We start from the raw sequence: 18,951 nt of genomic DNA on the forward strand, positions 1-18,951 counted from the left end.
TGGATTGATTATTCAGCGGGCCGTAGCCCGATCGAGGAACAGAGCCGCAGCCAGTAAATCGGCCGCGCCGCCGGGTGAAGCGTTGCTCGCCAATAGCCGTTGTTCCAGTTTGGCCAACGCCGCCTGTCCTGCCGAATGTTGATATCCTCCGGCATGCAGTACCTCGGCTGCCCCCTGCTGCATCGCATTCAGCGCCGTTAACCCACCACGCGACAGCACGCAGGTATCGCTCAGGGTGGTCATGATGGCCATCAGCGCATCAATCTGCGCGGCAGACTCACTGGCCCCCTGGCTCCTGCTGTGCCACAGCTGCGGCAACGCCCGTTGCATGACGTGCGGAAAACCTTGCTGGGCCTCTTCCCGCGCGCCGGGTACCTGGTAACGTTGAGTGGCTCGCAAGCCTTTGCTGAACACCTTCGGGCTGGCGTGATCCGGCAACTGCGCCAACTGGGCGGCTAATGCGCAACTGCTGGATGGTGTTGCGTTCCCCCCCTGCATGGCTACCGCCGTCACCAGCAGGCCCATCGCCCAGATCGCCCCGCGATGTGTATTAACACCGGCAGTGGCTGCCATCATCCGCTGTTCACCTTCCCGGCCAATCCGGCCAACTTCCTGGCGTAACGCACTATCTGCCGGACGCTGCCAACCGGCAATCGCCAGCCGATGGAAGACCGGCGTCAGGCTGTGGGCCGAACGCTCCATCAACGCCAGCGTCAGATCCTGATGCGCACCGGAACCCCGGGCATCCACCAGCCCCGGTTTCGGGCTGAGGCGCGCCTCATCCACTAGCGCCTGCGTGGCAAACTCCGCCAATCGTGCGGCAACCAGATCCGCATCAGAGGCGATTAAACAGGGGGAAAGTTTCATTACCAGCTCCGGAATTTAGCTGGCGGGTTATACAAGCCGCCGGACCACTCGACCAGATCCGCTACGCTGCCCGCGGCCAGCAAAGAACGCGAAGCATCGGTACGGCGAATATCGAGATCTTCCGGGAACACCACTTTGCCTTCGCGGCGCAGTTCGGCCACGCGTTTGGCGTCCACACCCAGCCCGATATCGGTGATACCGGCCACCGCAGCCACCATGGCGCGGCGCTCTTCCAACGAGCGTGCACGATACAGATAAGCGATGCCTTCTTCGGTCAGCACGTGGGTCACGTCATCGCCGTAAATCATCACTGGCGCCAACGGCATGCCAGACTCTTGCGCCACATCGACGGCATCGAGTTTTTCTACGAAGGTCGGTTTGGCACCTGCCTGGAAGGTTTCCACCATCTGCACCACCAGCTTGCGGCCACGAGCCAACGGATCCGGCTCTTCGATCATATCCAACCAGGCAGGCGTAGCGTGGCGACGACCGTGTGGATCGTGCCCCATGTTCGGTGCGCCGCCAAAACCGGAGAGGCGGCCACGGGTCACGGTAGAAGAGTGAGCCATACCGTCGATCTGTAAGGTGGAGCCGATAAACATATCTACGGCGTACTGACCGGCCATCTGGCAAAACGCGCGGTTGGAACGCATGGAGCCGTCACTACCGGTAAAGAAAATATCCGGGCGAGCGGCAATGTAATTCTCCATCCCCAGCTCACCGCCAAAGCAGTGCACGGTCTCAACCCAACCGCTTTCGATCGCCGGGATTAGGGTTGGATGTGGGTTCAGAGTCCAGTGTTTACAGATTTTACCTTTCAGGCCCAGCTGCTCACCGTAGGTAGGTAACAGCAGCTCGATGGCGGCGGTGTTAAAACCGATACCGTGGTTCAGCGATTGCACCTGATGTTTGGCGTAGATGCCTTTGATTGCCATCATCCCCATCAACACGTGCACCGGTTTGATCAGGCGCGGATCGCGGGTAAACAGCGGTTCAATAAAGAACGGCTTGTCTGCCACCACGACAAAATCGATCCAGGAGCCGGGGATATCAACTCTTGGCAGGTCCGTTTCATCATCAACCAGTTCGTTGACCTGAGCGATGACGATGCCGTCTTTAAACGCAGTGGCTTCCACCAGTGCCGGGGTATCTTCGGTACTTGGCCCGGTGTACAGATTGCCATGACGATCGGCCTTGAACCCGGCCACTAGCGCCACGTTCGGCACCAGATCCACATACAGGCGGGAATAGAGTTCGATATAGGTGTGGATGGCACCGATTTCGAGCTGCCCATCTTCCAGCAGTTGGGAAATGCGCAGGCTCTGGGTACCAGAGAAGGCAAAATCGAGCTTGCGGGCGATTCCCTTTTCAAAAATATCCAGATGCTCGGCGCGGCCAACGCTTGGCATGATCATATGCAGATCGTGGACCTTGGCGGGGTTGACCTCGGCGAGCATACGGGAGAGAAAATCGGCCTGTTTCTGGTTATTGCCTTCCAGCACTACCCGATCGCCAGAAACCAGCAGTTTTTCCAGCACGCTGGTCAAATCGGCGGTGGGGATCACTTTGCCCTGCGACTGCCCTTGCACACTCGCGATACGGCGTTTTTTTTCCTGCCGCCGGGTATCCCAAACGCGCGTGGGGCTTTGATGAAGCGACATACCTCAACCTCCTGGGTTTACTTGGTTCTGTTCAGTACGGTTAGAGTAAGAGTCTAGGAGAGCGCCATCAATCAAGCAGGGGGATGGTTTATTAGCCTGAGAGTAATGATTTCATCAAAACAAGACTAATCAATCAGTTAATATCCATAAAAGCGGGAGACGATCACAAAAAAATGGGGAACCCAAAGGCTCCCCGTGATGATGCTAACTTAGTACCGAATTACACCGCGGTTTGGAAGATCACACCGTCGGCTTTTTCCGTGTACTGGGTCAACTGGTCGAAGTTCAGGTAGCGATAGGTATCCGCCGCCGTCTTGTCGACCTGCGCCATATAGGTCTGATACTCATCAGGCGTTGGCAGACGGCCCAGCAGTGATGCCACTGCAGCCAGTTCTGCGGAAGCCAGATAAACGTTGGCACCGGTACCCAGACGGTTCGGGAAGTTACGGGTCGAGGTGGAAACCACGGTCGCACCGTCCGCTACGCGTGCCTGGTTACCCATACACAGTGAACAGCCAGGGATCTCGATACGCGCCCCGCTCTTGCCAAAGACGCTGTAGTAGCCTTCTTCAGTCAGTTGCGCTGCGTCCATCTTGGTTGGCGGAGCCACCCACAGGCGAGTTGGCAGTTGGCCTTTATGCTGATCCAACAGTTTACCCGCCGCACGGAAGTGGCCGATGTTGGTCATGCAGGAACCGATAAACACTTCGTCGATCTTGCTGTTGGCCACGTCGGACAGCAGGCGCGCGTCGTCCGGATCGTTCGGCGCACACAGGATTGGCTGCTTGATATCGGCCAGATCGATTTCGATCACTGCGGCATATTCCGCATCCGCATCGCCTTCCAGCAACTGCGGATCCGCCAACCATTTTTCCATCCCCTGAATACGGCGCTCCAGAGTACGGCGATCGCCATAACCTTCGGAGATCATCCACTTCAGCAGCACGATGTTAGAGCTCAGATATTCGGCGATCGGTGCCTTATCCAGCTTGATGGTACAACCGGCAGCGGAACGTTCTGCCGAGGCATCGGTCAGCTCAAACGCCTGCTCAACCTTCAGTTCCGGCAGACCTTCGATCTCCAGAATACGGCCAGAGAAGATGTTCTTCTTGCCCTTCTTCTCTACGGTCAACAGGCCCTGCTGGATCGCGTAGTAAGGGATAGCATGCACCAGATCACGCAAGGTGATACCAGGCTGCATTTTGCCTTTGAAGCGCACCAGCACCGACTCAGGCATATCCAGCGGCATCACACCGGTCGCGGCAGCAAAGGCCACCAGACCAGAGCCGGCCGGGAAGGAAATGCCGATCGGGAAGCGGGTGTGGGAATCGCCACCGGTACCGACGGTATCCGGCAGTAACATGCGGTTCAGCCAGGAGTGGATCACACCATCACCCGGGCGCAGTGAAACGCCGCCACGGTTCATGATGAAGTCTGGCAGCGTATGGTGAGTCGTGACGTCTACCGGTTTCGGGTACGCGGCAGTGTGACAGAACGACTGCATCACCAGATCGGCAGAGAAGCCCAGGCAAGCCAGATCTTTCAGCTCGTCACGGGTCATCGGGCCGGTGGTATCCTGTGAACCAACCGAGGTCATCTTAGGTTCGCAGTATTCGCCAGGGCGAACACCAGCAACGCCACAGGCGCGGCCAACCATTTTCTGCGCCAGCGAGAAGCCCTTGCTGCTAGCCGCTACCGGCTTGGCAATGCGGAACACTTCGCTGTGCGGCAGGCCCAGCGCTTCACGCGCCTTGGTGGTCAAGCCACGGCCGATAATCAGTGGGATACGGCCACCGGCACGCACTTCATCCAGCAGCACATCAGTTTTCAGCTCGAAGCTGGCAACCAGTTCACCGGTTTCATGGTTACGCACTTCGCCTTTATACGGGAAGATGTCGATCACATCGCCCATGTTCAAGTTGGAGACGTCCACTTCGATCGGCAACGCACCGGCATCTTCCATAGTGTTAAAGAAGATTGGCGCAATCTTGCCACCCAGCACCACACCGCCGCCACGCTTGTTCGGCACGTAGGGGATGTCGTCACCCATAAACCACAGCACCGAGTTGGTGGCTGATTTACGAGAAGAACCGGTACCGACCACGTCACCGACGTAGGCCAGCGGGAAACCTTTCTTGTTCAGCTCTTCAATCTGCTTGATCGGGCCAACGCTACCCGGCTGATCCGGGAAAATACCTTCACGTTCGCTCTTGAGCATAGCCAACGCATGCAGTGGGATATCTGGACGTGACCAGGCATCCGGAGCGGGTGACAGATCGTCGGTGTTGGTTTCGCCAGTCACTTTGAACACGGTCACGGTGATCTTTTCCGCCAACGGTGAGCGAGACAGATACCATTCGGCATCGGCCCAGGACTGCATGATCTGCTTGGCGTGTGGGTTACCGGCTTTGGCTTTCTCTTCTACGTCGTAGAAGTTATCAAACATCAGCAGCGTATGGGAAAGCGCCTTGGCAGCAATCGGTGCCAGCTTTTCGTTATCCAACGCATCGATCAGCGGATGAATGTTGTAACCGCCCTGCATGGTGCCTAGCAGTTCAATGGCTTTTTCGGGGGTAACCAGGGGGGAAGTGGCTTCGCCTTTGGCAACGGCTGCCAGAAAACCTGCTTTGACATAGGCGGCTTCATCGACGCCCGGTGGTACACGGTTAATCAGCAGGTCTAACAGAAATTCTTCTTCGCCTTTTGGCGGATTTTTTAATGATTCAACCAGCGCTGCCATTTGTGTCGCATCTAATGGCTTAGGGACGATGCCCTCTGCAGCACGCTCGGCCACGTGCTTACGGTATTCTTCTAGCACGACTTTCTCCTCGCTCTCATTGTCATTTATTGTGCCTGGCGTTTTATATTCAACCGTTTTTATACCCTATGGATTTCGAGTTGTAGCTAGGCGACCAGCTCGTTCATCCCCAGGAGCTTACTACAGTAAGTGACTGGGGTGAGCGAGTGCAGTCAACAACGCTACGGCTCGAAAGACGACGGGTAGAGCGTACGGTGATACTTGTCGGGCACTGCTGTCGATATCCTGGACTGTAAGTAAGGTACAGTGCCCGGTTCCGCCCAGCCAGCATATCAGGATTTGAATCGGTTGTTAATTCGTTCACATAAAAGCAACATTAAATCTTTGCTGAATCGTTGACCGCAGCGTAATCGGCTGCAAAGCAGGCGGGACGGGCTCGGGTTCGTTACGGCACAACAGCAATCTCAGCCCAATGAGCACAACATAACGTCCATACTTTTACAATGGTTATCGATAGAGTTGGGGAAATTGGCGGGCATTGGGCACAAAAAAACCGCCATAAAGACGGTTCTTTTGTATCCGCGCGGTGTTAGCAGGCACCGAACAGATTTCTTACATCGTTAAGAACGATACAAGCGCTGACGAACAAGTTCATTGTGCGTAAAGTCGGTTAAAAAATCAACCATTGGGATGCAAAAGCCCTTTGTTTTATGTACCCTGATTTTGGGTCTGTTCTGCCGGTTTAGCAGCCGGTCATCGGGCTTGAGAACAGTGCTGCAACTACTGCGATACAAGCGCTGACGAACGCTTGTTCCGCCGGGATTTTTCCGGTGAAGTCGCGGTGGTCGTGGTTCCACAAGGAACGCGCAATGAAAGGGAGATCACTCATTATCCTGCTCATTGTACTGGGATCGGTGTTTGGAGTCAGTAAAGGTGGCTGGTCAGTTTCCGGCAACCAACTGATCTTCAACGTCGTATTCCAGAACAAGTAAGCTACTGGCCGCTCTTTGAGCGGCCTTTTATCCAGGCGGGCGCAGCATGCAGCGCCCCTACGTTTTAAGTCCGGAGCGGGAATGTCTACAACTCGCCAAATAAATATCCTCCGGCATAGCCGGAGGTTTTTCATATGCGCCTATAAGGCTCTGTTGCCAGCCGCGCCCTAACAGGCGCATTGCGATCTGACATTTGCATTTATGGATTACTTACTGCCCGTAAACGGGCTACCCGGATAGGGGATCGACAACTGCTCACCCATTTTATCCTCTTCCAGTTGGTGCTTTATGTATTCTTGTATCCTGGCTGTATTTTTACCAACCGTATCAACGTAATACCCTCGGCACCAGAACTCCCTGTTACGGTATTTGAACTTCAAATCGCCAAACTGCTCATAAAGCATCAGGCTACTCTTTCCCTTCAGGTATCCCATAAAGCCCGACACACTCATCTTGGGCGGGATTTCCAGAAGCATATGGATGTGATCCACACAACATTCCGCTTCCAGAATATTCACGTTTTTCCATTCGCACAGCTTTCTTAAGATACTGCCAATCGCTTTACGCTTTTCCCCGTAGAACACCTTTCTTCGGTACTTCGGCGCAAATACTATGTGATATTTACAGTTCCATCGCGTGTGCGCTAAGCTCTTTTCGTCCCTCATAGGGACCCCCTTTTGATTTCTTGTTGAACCTTTGCAGTTGCCAGACCGCAAACTGTTTTAACAAATCAAAAGGGGTTTTTATAACTGGCTCAAAGCTGAAAGCTTTACGGAACCTCCAGCCTAGCTGGAGGTTTTCTGTGCACAATAAAAACGGCCCCTTTACAGGAGCCGCTTATCAACCTTACCAACCGCAGAAATTACTTCTTCTTGGCTTTCGGGTTTGGCAGATCGGTGATGCTGCCTTCGTAGATCTCTGCTGCCAAGCCTACAGATTCGTGCAGGGTTGGGTGAGCGTGGATAGTCAATGCGATATCTTCTGCGTCACAACCCATCTCGATTGCCAGACCGATTTCACCCAACAGCTCGCCGCCGTTGGTGCCGACAATCGCGCCACCGATGATACGGTGCGTTTCTTTGTCGAAGATCAGTTTGGTCATACCGTCTGCACAGTCAGAAGCGATAGCACGGCCTGAAGCTGCCCACGGGAAGGTGGAAGTTTCGTAGCTGATGCCTTTCTCTTTGGCTTCTTTCTCGGTCATCCCTACCCATGCCACTTCTGGCTCGGTGTAAGCGATCGATGGGATCACTTTCGGGTCGAAGTAGTGCTTCATACCGGCGATAACTTCAGCAGCTACGTGGCCTTCATGCACGCCTTTGTGCGCCAGCATCGGTTGACCGACGATGTCACCAATCGCGAAGATGTGCGGCACGTTGGTACGCAGTTGTTTGTCGACGTGGATAAAGCCACGTTCGTCAACTTCTACACCGGCTTGGCCAGCGTCCAGCAGTTTACCGTTCGGCACACGGCCGATCGCTACCAGCACCGCGTCGTAGCGCTGTGGTTCTGCAGGGGCTTTTTTACCTTCCATCGTGACGTAGATGCCGTCTTCTTTGGCTTCTACCGCGGTCACTTTGGTTTCCAGCATCAGGTTGAACTGCTTGCTGATACGCTTGGTAAAGACTTTCACCACGTCTTTATCTGCAGCCGGGATCACCTGGTCGAACATTTCAACCACGTCGATCTGTGAACCCAGTGCATGGTATACGGTGCCCATTTCCAGGCCGATGATACCGCCGCCCATAACCAGCATGCGCTCTGGAACGGTTTTCAGCGCCAGTGCATCGGTGGAATCCCACACGCGTGGATCTTCATGAGGAATAAATGGCAGTTGGATCGGACGGGAGCCTGCGGCGATGATGGCATTGTCGAAGTTGATGGTAGTAGCACCATTCTCACCTTCAACCACTAGCGTGTTGGCGCCGGTGAATTTACCCAGGCCGTTGACCACTTTCACTTTGCGGCCTTTAGCCATGCCAGCCAGACCACCGGTCAGCTGATTGATGACTTTCTCTTTCCAGACGCGCACTTTGTCGATGTCGGTTTTCGGCTCGCCGAAAACGATGCCGTGCTCGGCCAGCGCTTTGGCTTCTTCGATCACTTTGGCAACGTGCAACAGTGCTTTGGAAGGAATACAGCCCACGTTCAGGCAAACACCACCCAGAGTGGAGTAACGCTCAACCAGAATGGTTTCCAGACCTAAGTCAGCGCAACGAAAAGCAGCGGAGTAACCTGCAGGGCCCGCCCCAAGTACCACGACCTGAGTTTTAATTTCAGTACTCATCATGACCTCTTAATTAGTTGTCCGGCGGGTCAGACGTCATTTTATCCCCTTCGTCTTTCAAGCTGCAGCGTTGTTGGTTTCATTCGTTCCCCCCAGTCACTTACTCAAGTAGGCTACTGGGGACTCACGAACTTACCGCCTAACTGCAGCTTGAAATCCATTGGGCATATTATTAATCAATCTCATAACGCCCTTCATCCACCGGGACGCATACACCGCGAGCAGTTTACAGAATTGTTAATAATCTGCAAAGCGTGTTCGAGTGACCCGTGTCCCAACAATTCTGTCGAGTCATGCAAAACCCGACAAAACTGCTACTGAATTACTAAGGGCGCAGCATGCTGCGCCCTTTTTTCATTACATCACCAGACGGCGAATGTCGGCCAGCATGTTGTTGATGATGGTGATAAAGCGTGCACCATCAGCACCGTCAATCACACGGTGGTCGAAGGAGAGCGACATTGGCATCATCAGACGCGGAGTGAACTCTTTACCGTTCCAGACCGGCTCCATCGCAGACTTGGAGACACCCAGGATAGCCACTTCCGGCGCGTTAACAATCGGCGCGAAGTGAGTAGTCCCGATACCACCCAGGCTGGAGATGGTGAAACAACCGCCCTGCATTTCGCCTGCGGTCAACTTACCGTCACGCGCTTTTTTGGAGATCGCCATCAGTTCACGGGACAGCTCAGTGATGCTCTTCTTGTTCACATCCTTGAATACCGGAACCACCAGGCCATTTGGCGTATCTACCGCCACGCCGATGTTGATGTATTTCTTCAGCGTCAGCTTCTGGCCATCTTCAGACAGTGAGCTGTTGAAGCGTGGCATCTGCTCCAGGGCAGCGGCAACGGCTTTCATGATGAACACCACCGGGGTGAACTTCACGTCCAGCTTACGCTTGGCAGCTTCGTCGTTCTGCTGCTTACGGAACGCTTCCAGATCGGTGATATCGGTCTTGTCGAAGTGAGTCACGTGCGGGATCATCACCCAGTTGCGGCTCAGGTTGGCACCAGAGATTTTCTGGATGCGGCCCAGTTCAACTTCTTCGATCTCACCAAACTTGCTGAAGTCCACTTTCGGCCACGGCAGCATGCCTGGCAGGCCACCACCGGTAGCGGCAGGAGCGGCTTCGGCGCGTTTGACCGCGTCTTTCACGTAAGCCTGAACGTCTTCGCGCAGGATACGGCCTTTACGACCAGTGCCCTTCACTTTCGCCAGGTTAACACCGAACTCACGCGCCAAGCGGCGGATGACTGGGGTAGCGTGAACGTAGGCGTCGTTTTCAGCGAACTCGCCTTTACCAGCGGCAGGTGCAGCCGCTTTGGCTTCCTGCTTGGCCGGAGCCGGAGCAGCTTCTGCTTTCTGGGCCGGAGCAGCGGCAGGTGCTGGTGCAGCGCCTTCCACTTCGAACACCATGATCAGAGAACCGGTTTTCACTTTGTCGCCGGTAGCGATTTTAATTTCTTTCACGGTGCCCGCGAACGGAGCCGGAACTTCCATAGAAGCCTTGTCACCTTCAACGGTGATCAGTGACTGCTCAGCGGCAACTTTATCGCCCACTTTCACCATCACTTCGGTCACTTCTACTTCGTCGCCGCCAATGTCTGGCACTTCGACGTTTTTCGCCGCGCTTGCCGCAGGGGCAGCAGCCGGAGCCGCCTGGGTAGCCGCAGCAGCAGGGGCAGCAGAAGCCGCGCCAGCCACTTCGAAGACCATAATCAGGGAACCGGTTTTCACTTTGTCACCGGTGTTGATTTTGATCTCTTTCACGGTACCGGCGAATGGCGCAGGCACTTCCATAGAGGCCTTGTCGCCTTCTACGGTGATCAGAGACTGCTCGGCAGTCACGGTATCGCCAACCTTCACCAGGATCTCGGTGACTTCAACTTCATCAGCCCCGATGTCTGGTACTTCAACATCTTTGGCTGCGGCAGCTGCAGGAGCTGCGGCTGGTTTTTCTTCAGCCTTGGCGGCTGGTGCGGCAGCGGCCGCACCTTCTGCTTCAAAGATCATCAGCAGTTTGCCAGTCTCGGTTTTATCACCGACGGCCACTTTGATCTCTTTCACCACGCCAGCCTGCGGCGAAGGCACTTCCATGGAGGCTTTGTCGCCTTCCACGGTGATCAGCGATTGTTCAACTTCAACCTTATCGCCAACCTTCACCAGGATCTCGGTGATTTCAACTTCATCTGCACCGATGTCCGGCACTTTGATTTCGATAGACATTGTTCAGTACCTCTTATGCCAGACGCGGGTTAACTTTTTCTGGGTTGATGTCGAATTTCTTAATCGCATCAGCGACCACAGAAGCTTCAATTTCACCGCGTTTAGCCAGTTCACCCAGAGCAGCAACCACCACGTAGGAAGCATCAACTTCGAAGTGGTGACGCAGGTTTTCGCGGCTGTCTGAACGACCGAAGCCGTCAGTACCCAGTACGCGATAATCGCTGGCTGGTACGAAAGTACGAACCTGCTCTGCGAACAACTTCATGTAGTCGGTAGAAGCTACCGCTGGCGCCTCGTTCATCACCTGAGCGATGTAAGGCACACGTGGGGTTTCGGTTGGGTGCAGCATGTTCCAACGCTCACAGTCCTGACCATCACGCGCCAGTTCGGTGAAGGAAGTTACGCTGTAGGTGTCAGAACCCACGCCGTAGTCTTTCGCCAGGATCTGCGCAGCTTCACGCACATGGCGCAGGATTGAGCCGGAGCCCAGCAGCTGTACTTTACCTTTGCTACCTTCCAGAGTTTCCAGCTTGTAGATACCTTTACGGATACCCTCTTCTGCGCCCTTCGGCATGGCAGGCATATGGTAGTTTTCGTTCAGCGTAGTCAGGTAGTAGTAGACGTTTTCTTGCGCGTCACCGTACATACGTACCAGACCATCATGCATGATCACTGCCACTTCATACGCGTAAGCCGGATCGTAAGAGATGCAGTTAGGGATGGTCAGAGACTGAATGTGGCTGTGGCCATCTTCGTGCTGCAGACCTTCGCCGTTCAGGGTAGTACGCCCTGAAGTCCCGCCGATCAGGAAGCCACGCGCCTGTTGGTCACCTGCTGCCCAGCACAGGTCGCCGATACGTTGGAAACCGAACATGGAGTAGTAGATGTAGAACGGGATCATCGGCAGATTGTTGGTGCTGTAGGAAGTCGCTGCGGCCAGCCATGAAGAGGCAGCACCCAGTTCGTTGATACCTTCCTGCAGGATCTGGCCTTTCTCGTCTTCTTTGTAGTATGCAACCTGCTCACGGTCCTGCGGGGTGTACTGCTGGCCGTTCGGGCTGTAGATACCGATCTGACGGAACAGACCTTCCATACCGAAGGTACGCGCTTCGTCGGCGATGATTGGCACCAGGCGATCTTTGATCGACTTGTTCTTCAACATCACGTTCAGGGCACGCACAAAGGCGATGGTGGTAGAAATTTCTTTGTTCTGCTCTTCCAGCAAGGAGCTGAAATCTTCCAGAGCTGGCATTTCCAGCTTCTCGGTGAATTTCGGCATGCGGGTTGGCACGTAGCCTTCCAGCGCCTGACGACGTTCGTGCAGATACTTGTACTCTTCGGAGTCTTTCTCGAAGGTGATGTATGGCAGTTTTTCGATATCGGCATCGGCCACTGGCACGTTGAAACGATCGCGGAAGTGGTGAACCCCTTCCATGTTCATTTTCTTCACCTGGTGAGCGATGTTTTTACCTTCCGCAGTTTCACCCATGCCGTAACCTTTGATGGTATGGGCCAGGATCACGGTTGGTTTACCTTGGGTATCCTGCGCTTTTTTCAGAGCAGCAAAGACTTTCTTCGGATCGTGACCACCACGGTTCAGAGACCAGATCTCGTCGTCGGTCATATCTTTGACCAGCGCAGCGGTTTCCGGGAAGCGGCCGAAGAAGTGCTCACGCACGTAAGCGCCGTCTTTGGATTTGAAGGTCTGGTAGTCGCCGTCCAGGGTTTCGTTCATCAGTTGGATCAGCTTGCCGCTGGTGTCTTTACGCAGCAGTTCATCCCAACGACCGCCCCAGATCACTTTCAGCACCTGCCAGCCAGCACCTGCGAAGATGCCTTCCAGCTCGTTGATGATCTTGCCGTTACCGGTGACCGGGCCGTCCAGACGCTGCAGGTTGCAGTTGATGACGAATACCAGGTTGTCCAGTTTCTCACGGGTTGCGATGGTGATCGCCCCTTTGGATTCTGGTTCGTCCATCTCGCCGTCGCCCAGGAAGGCATAAACGGTCTGGCCAGAGGTGTCTTTCAGACCACGGTGTTCCAGATACTTGAGGAACTTGGCCTGATAGATGGCGCTGATTGGGCCCAGACCCATGGAGACGGTCGGGAACTGCCAGAATTCAGGCATCAGTTTTGGATGCGGGTAAGAGGACAGGCCTTTACCGTGCACTTCCTGACGGAAGTTGTTCATTTGATCTTCGGTCAGGCGGCCTTCAAGGAAGGCACGTGCATAAACGCCCGGAGAGATGTGGCCCTGGAAGTAAACCAGATCGCCGCCGTCTTTTTCGTTGCGAGCACGGAAGAAGTGGTTAAAGCAGACTTCATAGAAGGTCGCGGAAGATTGGAAGGAAGCCATGTGGCCGCCCAGATCCAGATCTTTCTTGGAAGCACGCAACACGGTCATCACGGCATTCCAACGGATAGCAGAACGAATACGACGCTCCAGATCCAGGTTGCCCGGGTATGCCGGTTCGTCTTCTACCGCGATGGTGTTGACGTAGTTGTTAGCCGCAGCACCAGCTGCAACGCTAACACCGCCCTTGCGGGCTTCTCCCAGCACCTGATCAATCAGGAACTGAGCGCGTTCAACACCCTCTTCACGGATGACCGATTCGATCGCCTGCAGCCAGTCGCGGGTTTCGATCGGATCCACGTCATTGTTTAAACGTTCTGACATGGTGGTATTCCTTATCTGTCTAATGGTTTGTTTGGAGCCTGTCTTCCTGCGCTCTATCGTAAAACGCACGAAGACAGGCTCATCAGTTTGGTTGCCGCTTAAGTACTTAACTAAGCACTCCGAGCTTTATCTCTACAAGCTGGTGTGCCTTGAAGAGAACCACTCTTAATCCTTGCGTTGCTGGAGACGCCGCAGCGATCGATCACGCCGGGTGTGTTCCCTGCTGAGATCCAGCAAAATTTCCTCGATAAACGCCAAATGGCGGTGCGAGGCTTCACGGGCCTTTTCAGGTTCGCGTGCCACAATCGCCTCAAAGATCCCGGCGCGATGGCTACTCACTGTTGCCAACATCTCACGGCGCGAGTAGAGCAATTCAAAGTTCTGACGAACGTTCTGTTCCAGCATCGGGCCCATACAGCGCAGCAGATGGAGTAACACAACGTTGTGGGCAGCCTCGGTCACGGCAATTTGGTATTGCATGACCGCGTCGGCTTCGGCGTCTAGATCGCCGCTGTCCTGAGCTTGCTGGATCACATGATGGCAGTCGCGGATGCGCGCCAGATCTTCGTCAGTCCCACGCAACGCCGCATAATAGGCAGCGATACCTTCGAGGGCATGACGGGTTTCGAGCAGATCGAATTGTGATTCAGGATGATCGGCCAGCAGCTCAGCCAGCGGATCGCTGAAGCTCTGCCACAGATTAGTTTGTACAAAGGTGCCGCCTCCCTGGCGACGCAGGAGCAGCCCTTTAGCTTCCAGACGCTGAATTGCCTCTCTCAGAGAAGGACGGGAAACATCAAACTGTTTCGCCAGCTCGCGCTCTGGAGGCAGCTTTTCGCCTGGACGTAGCGTACCCTCGAGGATCAGGTATTCGAGCTGCTGCTCGATAACATCTGACAACTTGGGTTGGCGGATTTTGCTGTAGGCCATGGGTGATTTCTTCTCTGCGAAGTGCCCGGAGTCAATTGGTAATACCAATTTCAAAAACGTGACGGTAAAGTAACAAAGTATTCACCTCCTGTCCATATGGGCCTTGATCGAAATCATGAATGCCGCACATTTTAACACTTCAATCCATAAGCCTTTGCAAACCGGCAACTCAGCGTTGGTAATACCATTTACGAGGTAGCCGCCGAATTTAACTTTTGTGAAACCTCTGGTTAGAAGAATGCCCGGGTTATATGGCAAGGAGATTAAGGGTTATTTTCGCTTTACTACCGCTTTCCGAGCTCTGTCCTGTTAACAAAAAAACAACAACAATGGCGATTATTTTTGCCAATTCTGTGAGTTATTGCTTATTTCGTGCACGCAATCCCCCCGCTCGTCACACAACCCGCATTTTGTTGCCTAAACTGCTGCAATCTTCATCATTCGAACAACAAAGCAGGTGCAAACTTTCGCACATACCATTATTCTCTGCCAAACGGTAGCGACGCCGCGGAATTTATAGCTATAACGTCGTAAACAAAAAACAACACACATCGTAATCATTACTTTACGGTAATGAGCATTATGTCAGCACAGAGGGTTTCATTGATGGATGGTCAACAGCATGGCGACCAGCTGAAGCGCGGCCTGAAAAACCGCCATATCCAGCTGATCGCCTTAGGTGGCGCAATAGGTACCGGCCTGTTCCTCGGTATCGCTCAAACAATAAAAATGGCCGGCCCGTCGGTCATCCTTGGTTATGCAATTGGCGGTTTTATTGCCTTCCTGATCATGCGTCAACTGGGTGAAATGGTGGTAGAGGAACCGGTGGCCGGTTCTTTCAGCCACTTCGCCTATAAATACTGGGGAACTTCGCCGGTTTCGCGTCCGGCTGGAACTACTGGGTGCTGTACGTGCTGGTTGCCATGGCGGAACTGACCGCGGTGGGCATTTACGTACAGTACTGGTGGCCGGAGATCCCCACCTGGATCTCCGCTGCCGTGTTCTTCCTGGCCATCAACGCCATCAACCTGTCGAGTGTGAAGGTCTATGGTGAAATGGAGTTCTGGTTCGCCATCATCAAAGTAGTCGCCATCATTGGCATGATCGTCTTTGGCGCCTACCTGCTGTTCAGCGGCCTCGGCGGCCCGGAAGCCAGCGTCACCAACCTGTGGGCCCAGGGCGGGTTCTTCCCGAACGGCACCATGGGGTTGCTCATGGCGATGGCGGTGATCATGTTCTCCTTCGGTGGATTGGAGCTGGTGGGCATTACCGCCGCCGAAGCCGATAACCCGGAAAAAAGCATCCCGAAAGCCACCAACCAGGTGATCTACCGCATCCTGCTGTTCTATATCGGTTCGCTGACTATTCTGCTGTCACTCTATCCGTGGGGCAAAGTGGTCGAAGGCGGCAGCCCGTTCGTGCTGATCTTCCATGCGCTGAACAGCAATATGGTCGCAACGGTGCTCAATATCGTGGTGCTGACGGCTGCGCTGTCGGTCTACAACAGCTGCGTCTATTGCAACAGCCGCATGCTGTACGGCTTGGCCAAACAGGGCAATGGCCCGAAAGCCCTGCTGAAAGTGGATAGCCGCGGTGTGCCGGTAGTTGCCATCGGTTTCTCTGCGTTGGCAACCGCACTGTGCGTGCTGATTAACTACCTGATCCCAGGCCGTGCCTTTGAGCTGCTGATGGCGCTGGTGGTGTCTGCCCTGGTGATCAACTGGGCGATGATCAGCCTGGCACACCTGAAATTCCGCAAGGCGAAAAACCATGAGGGCGTCGAACCGAAGTTCAAAGCCTTCTGGTATCCGTTCAGCAACTATCTGTGCCTGGCCTTTTTGGCTGCCATTCTGGTGATCATGTATCTGACGCCGGGGATCCAGATTTCCGTGCTGCTGATCCCGGTATGGCTCGCTATTCTCGGCATCGGTTACTTCATCAAGCAGCGTGGCCAACAACCGGCCAGTGCCGCAAGCCGTTAATCTTGAATCAGTTTTCTCAGGCCCGCCAACGCGGGCCTTTTTTTACCCTACGCTTTTTGCCAACTGGCTCACACTTTTTCCGCAGTGGCTGATTTGTCCATCTCTACAACCATTAATTTCTGATAGTTCACCGCCACGCAGGGCAATAATCGTTATCCAACAGTCCGATCCTGTCATCGCGGAGAAAATGTCCATGAAGAGCAATGCCCTATCGATAAAAGAAAAGATTGGCTACGGCATGGGAGACGCCGGTTGCAACATGATCGGCGGCGCAATCATGCTGTTCCTCAACTACTTCTATACCGATATCTTTGGCATTACCCCAGCACTGGTGGGGATTTTGCTGCTGTCCGTACGCGTACTGGACGCCGTGAGCGATCCCATTATGGGAGCGATTGCCGATAGAACCCAAAGCCGTTTTGGCCGTTTCCGCCCTTGGCTGTTATGGGTTTCCCTGCCTTACGTGCTGTTTAGCGTGTTGATGTTTACCACCCCGGAGTGGAGCTATAACAGCAAGGTGATTTACGCCTTTGTCACCTATTTCCTGATGTCGCTGACCTACACCGCCATCAACATTCCCTACTGCTCGCTGGGAGGAGTGATCACCGCCGACCCGCAAGAGCGCGTTTCCTGCCAGTCGTACCGTTTCATCATGGTCGGCATCGCAACGCTAATCCTCTCGCTAACCTTGTTACCGATGGCGGAATGGTTCGGCGGGGCCGACAAGGCCAAGGGCTACCAAATGTCGATGGGCGTGATGGCGTTGATCGCACTGGCTATGTTCCTGTTCTGCTTTGCGACGGTGAAAGAACGTATCCGCCCGGCGGTGCCCACTCACGATGCGCTGAAGGCCGATCTGAAAGACGTGTGGAAAAACGATCAGTGGGTACGCATTCTGCTGCTGACTTTCTGCAACGTTTGCCCCGGCTTTATTCGCATGGCCGCCACCATGTATTACGTCACCTACGTCATGCAGCAATCCACCTCGTTCGCCAGCCTGTTTATCGCCTTGGGCGTGGTCGGTATGATGATCGGCAGCGCCCTGGCCAAGCCGTTAACCGACCGCTTCTGCAAGCTGAAGGTATTCTTCTGGACCAACATCGTGCTGGCCATCTTTTCCAGCGGCTTCTACTTCCTCAATCCGCAGTTGACCTCGCTGATCGTGGTGGCCTACTTCCTGCTGAATATCCTGCATCAGATCCCTTCCCCGCTGCACTGGTCGCTGATGGCCGACGTGGACGACTACGGCGAATGGAAAACCGGCAAGCGCATCACCGGTATCAGCTTCTCCGGCAACCTGTTCTTCCTGAAGGTCGGGCTGGCGGTTGCCGGGGCAATGGTGGGTTTCGTGATGTCTTACTCCGGCTATCAGGCCGATGCAGGAGCTCAAAGCGCCGGGGCACTGCAGAGCATCGTCTTGCTGTTTACCGTGATCCCTGGCGTGGGCTACCTGATCACCGCTGGCGTGGTTCGTTTGCTGAAAGTGGATCGCAACCTGATGTCACAGATCCAGAGCGATCTGGAAAAGCGCCGCGTCAATTATCAGGAACTGGCGGAATACCGCGAACAACAGCTCGAAGCCAAACACTCTTGAGAGGAACAGATGTCTATTTACCCTAACCCACTGATTGAACAGCGTGCCGATCCCTTTATCTATCGCCATAGCGACGGCTATTACTATTTTATCGCCTCGGTGCCGGAGTACGATCGCCTGGAACTGCGCCGCACTCGGCAACTGACGGAGCTTGCACAGGCCCCAGCGCAGGTCATCTGGCGTAAACCCGCGTCTGGGCCTATGAGCAACCTGATCTGGGCACCTGAGCTGCACGTTATCGACGGTAAGTGGTATGTCTACTTTGCGGCGGCCCATAGCCCGGAGATTGCCGACGGCCTGTTCCAGCATCGCATGTTTGCGCTGGAGTGCAGCGCCGCCAACCCGCTGGAGGGAGAATGGGTAGAGAAAGGGCGTATTGCAACCCCGATCGACAGCTTCTCGCTCGATGCCACTCACTTTGAGCATCAGGGAAAGCACTATTATCTCTGGGCGCAGCAAGACCCGCAGATCCGGGGAAACTCCAACCTGTATCTGGCAGAAATGGCCAATCCCTGGACGCTAACAGGGGCCCCGGTGATGCTGAGCAAACCGGAGTTGCCTTGGGAAACCATTGGGTTTTGGGTGAACGAAGGCCCGGCGGTGATCAAACACGGTAAGCGGATCTTCATCAGCTACTCGGCCAGCGCCACCGACGAGAATTATTGCATCGGCCTGCTGTGGGCAGACATCGATGCCGATCTCCTCGATCCGACACAATGGCATAAGGCCAGCGAACCGGTGTTTCGCACCAGCTATGCCAACCGCCAGTTCGGCCCAGGGCACAACAGTTTTACCGTGGATGAAAAGGGTAATGACGTGCTGGTCTACCACGCCCGCAATTACACGGAAATAGAAGGCGATCCGTTATACGATCCGAATCGCCATACGCGGATTAAAACTCTGGAGTGGGATGCCGAAGGAATGCCGTTGTTTGGCGTTCCCCCGGCAGATAATCACTAGCCCACAGTTGACGG

12 protein-coding genes and 1 pseudogene are annotated in these 18,951 nt (G+C 54.6%); 4 read left to right on the forward strand and 9 right to left on the reverse strand.

What is annotated here, in order from left to right; translation table 11 throughout:
• Positions 1 to 12 precede the first annotated feature (12 nt).
• The 4 genes from D9980_RS15755 to D9980_RS26705 all read right to left on the reverse strand — a co-directional run bounded on the left by D9980_RS15755 (position 13) and on the right by D9980_RS26705 (position 6,175).
• Positions 13 to 867, reverse strand: a complete 855-nt coding sequence (locus tag D9980_RS15755) for a triphosphoribosyl-dephospho-CoA synthase (protein ID WP_121607800.1) — start codon at positions 865 to 867, stop codon at positions 13 to 15.
• Positions 867 to 2,528 (reverse strand): malonate decarboxylase subunit alpha, encoded by a 1,662-nt coding sequence (gene mdcA / locus D9980_RS15760; protein ID WP_059201743.1) that lies wholly within the window; start codon positions 2,526 to 2,528, stop codon positions 867 to 869. Before mdcA ends, D9980_RS15755 begins: the two co-directional genes overlap by 1 nt.
• Before the next feature lie 220 nt (positions 2,529 to 2,748).
• The gene (gene acnB, locus D9980_RS15765) at positions 2,749 to 5,346 is read right to left on the reverse strand and encodes a bifunctional aconitate hydratase 2/2-methylisocitrate dehydratase (protein ID WP_121607801.1); all 2,598 of its coding nucleotides are present in this window, start codon (positions 5,344 to 5,346) and stop codon (positions 2,749 to 2,751) included.
• Between the two features lie 682 nt (positions 5,347 to 6,028).
• On the reverse strand, positions 6,029 to 6,175 hold the full coding sequence (locus tag D9980_RS26705) for a hypothetical protein (protein ID WP_158006212.1): 147 nt from the start codon (positions 6,173 to 6,175) through the stop codon (positions 6,029 to 6,031).
• Between D9980_RS26705 and D9980_RS27180 the strand changes: the two genes are divergently transcribed.
• Positions 6,156 to 6,278 carry a hypothetical protein gene (locus tag D9980_RS27180; protein ID WP_255417705.1) on the forward strand — a complete coding sequence of 41 codons (123 nt, stop codon included), beginning with the start codon at positions 6,156 to 6,158 and terminating at the stop codon, positions 6,276 to 6,278. The two genes, D9980_RS26705 and D9980_RS27180, sit on opposite strands and share 20 nt — an antisense overlap.
• Before the next feature lie 206 nt (positions 6,279 to 6,484).
• Here D9980_RS27180 and tnpA read toward each other — a convergent pair whose 3' ends face one another.
• The 5 genes from tnpA to pdhR all read right to left on the reverse strand — a co-directional run bounded on the left by tnpA (position 6,485) and on the right by pdhR (position 14,401).
• The gene (tnpA, locus tag D9980_RS15775) at positions 6,485 to 6,943 is read right to left on the reverse strand and encodes an IS200/IS605-like element IS1541C family transposase (RefSeq protein WP_024531425.1); all 459 of its coding nucleotides are present in this window, start codon (positions 6,941 to 6,943) and stop codon (positions 6,485 to 6,487) included.
• 197 nt (positions 6,944 to 7,140) lie between these two features.
• Complete coding sequence (gene lpdA / locus D9980_RS15785) at positions 7,141 to 8,565, reverse strand: dihydrolipoyl dehydrogenase (RefSeq protein WP_024484019.1); 1,425 nt, start codon at positions 8,563 to 8,565, stop codon at positions 7,141 to 7,143.
• Between the two features lie 357 nt (positions 8,566 to 8,922).
• Positions 8,923 to 10,794, reverse strand: a complete 1,872-nt coding sequence (gene aceF, locus D9980_RS15790) for a pyruvate dehydrogenase complex dihydrolipoyllysine-residue acetyltransferase (protein ID WP_065684542.1) — start codon at positions 10,792 to 10,794, stop codon at positions 8,923 to 8,925.
• A gap of 13 nt (positions 10,795 to 10,807) precedes the next feature.
• Positions 10,808 to 13,471, reverse strand: a complete 2,664-nt coding sequence (aceE, locus tag D9980_RS15795; RefSeq protein ID WP_024484020.1) for a pyruvate dehydrogenase (acetyl-transferring), homodimeric type — start codon at positions 13,469 to 13,471, stop codon at positions 10,808 to 10,810.
• Positions 13,472 to 13,636: 165 nt separating this feature from the next.
• Positions 13,637 to 14,401 carry a pyruvate dehydrogenase complex transcriptional repressor PdhR gene (pdhR, locus tag D9980_RS15800; RefSeq protein ID WP_021179689.1) on the reverse strand — a complete coding sequence of 255 codons (765 nt, stop codon included), beginning with the start codon at positions 14,399 to 14,401 and terminating at the stop codon, positions 13,637 to 13,639.
• Between the two features lie 606 nt (positions 14,402 to 15,007).
• On the opposite strand from pdhR, the pseudogene D9980_RS15805 reads away from it, so the two are divergent.
• From D9980_RS15805 to D9980_RS15815, 3 genes and pseudogenes are all read left to right on the forward strand, one after another.
• Positions 15,008 to 16,383, forward strand: a pseudogene (locus D9980_RS15805) (amino acid permease).
• A gap of 193 nt (positions 16,384 to 16,576) precedes the next feature.
• Positions 16,577 to 17,977: a glycoside-pentoside-hexuronide (GPH):cation symporter gene (locus D9980_RS15810; protein ID WP_121607803.1), complete on the forward strand. Its 1,401-nt coding sequence runs from the start codon at positions 16,577 to 16,579 to the stop codon at positions 17,975 to 17,977.
• A gap of 9 nt (positions 17,978 to 17,986) precedes the next feature.
• A complete protein-coding gene (locus tag D9980_RS15815) occupies positions 17,987 to 18,937 on the forward strand; it encodes a family 43 glycosylhydrolase (protein ID WP_121607804.1) in 951 nt (316 codons plus the stop codon).
• Positions 18,938 to 18,951 lie beyond the last annotated feature (14 nt).

The organism is Serratia sp. 3ACOL1, assembly GCF_003668775.1.
Taxonomy (GTDB): domain Bacteria; phylum Pseudomonadota; class Gammaproteobacteria; order Enterobacterales; family Enterobacteriaceae; genus Chania; species Chania fonticola.

Coding starts and splice junctions, on each gene's coding strand:
- D9980_RS15755 (WP_121607800.1), bottom strand. CDS start 867: ATGAAACTTTCCCCCTGTTTAATCGCCTCTGATGCGGATCTGGTTGCC.
- mdcA (WP_059201743.1), bottom strand. CDS start 2,528: ATGTCGCTTCATCAAAGCCCCACGCGCGTTTGGGATACCCGGCGGCAG.
- D9980_RS27180 (WP_255417705.1), top strand. CDS start 6,156: ATGAAAGGGAGATCACTCATTATCCTGCTCATTGTACTGGGATCGGTG.
- D9980_RS26705 (WP_158006212.1), bottom strand. CDS start 6,175: ATGAGTGATCTCCCTTTCATTGCGCGTTCCTTGTGGAACCACGACCAC.
- tnpA (WP_024531425.1), bottom strand. CDS start 6,943: ATGAGGGACGAAAAGAGCTTAGCGCACACGCGATGGAACTGTAAATAT.
- lpdA (WP_024484019.1), bottom strand. CDS start 8,565: ATGAGTACTGAAATTAAAACTCAGGTCGTGGTACTTGGGGCGGGCCCT.
- aceF (WP_065684542.1), bottom strand. CDS start 10,794: ATGTCTATCGAAATCAAAGTGCCGGACATCGGTGCAGATGAAGTTGAA.
- aceE (WP_024484020.1), bottom strand. CDS start 13,471: ATGTCAGAACGTTTAAACAATGACGTGGATCCGATCGAAACCCGCGAC.
- pdhR (WP_021179689.1), bottom strand. CDS start 14,401: ATGGCCTACAGCAAAATCCGCCAACCCAAGTTGTCAGATGTTATCGAG.
- D9980_RS15810 (WP_121607803.1), top strand. CDS start 16,577: ATGAAGAGCAATGCCCTATCGATAAAAGAAAAGATTGGCTACGGCATG.
- D9980_RS15815 (WP_121607804.1), top strand. CDS start 17,987: ATGTCTATTTACCCTAACCCACTGATTGAACAGCGTGCCGATCCCTTT.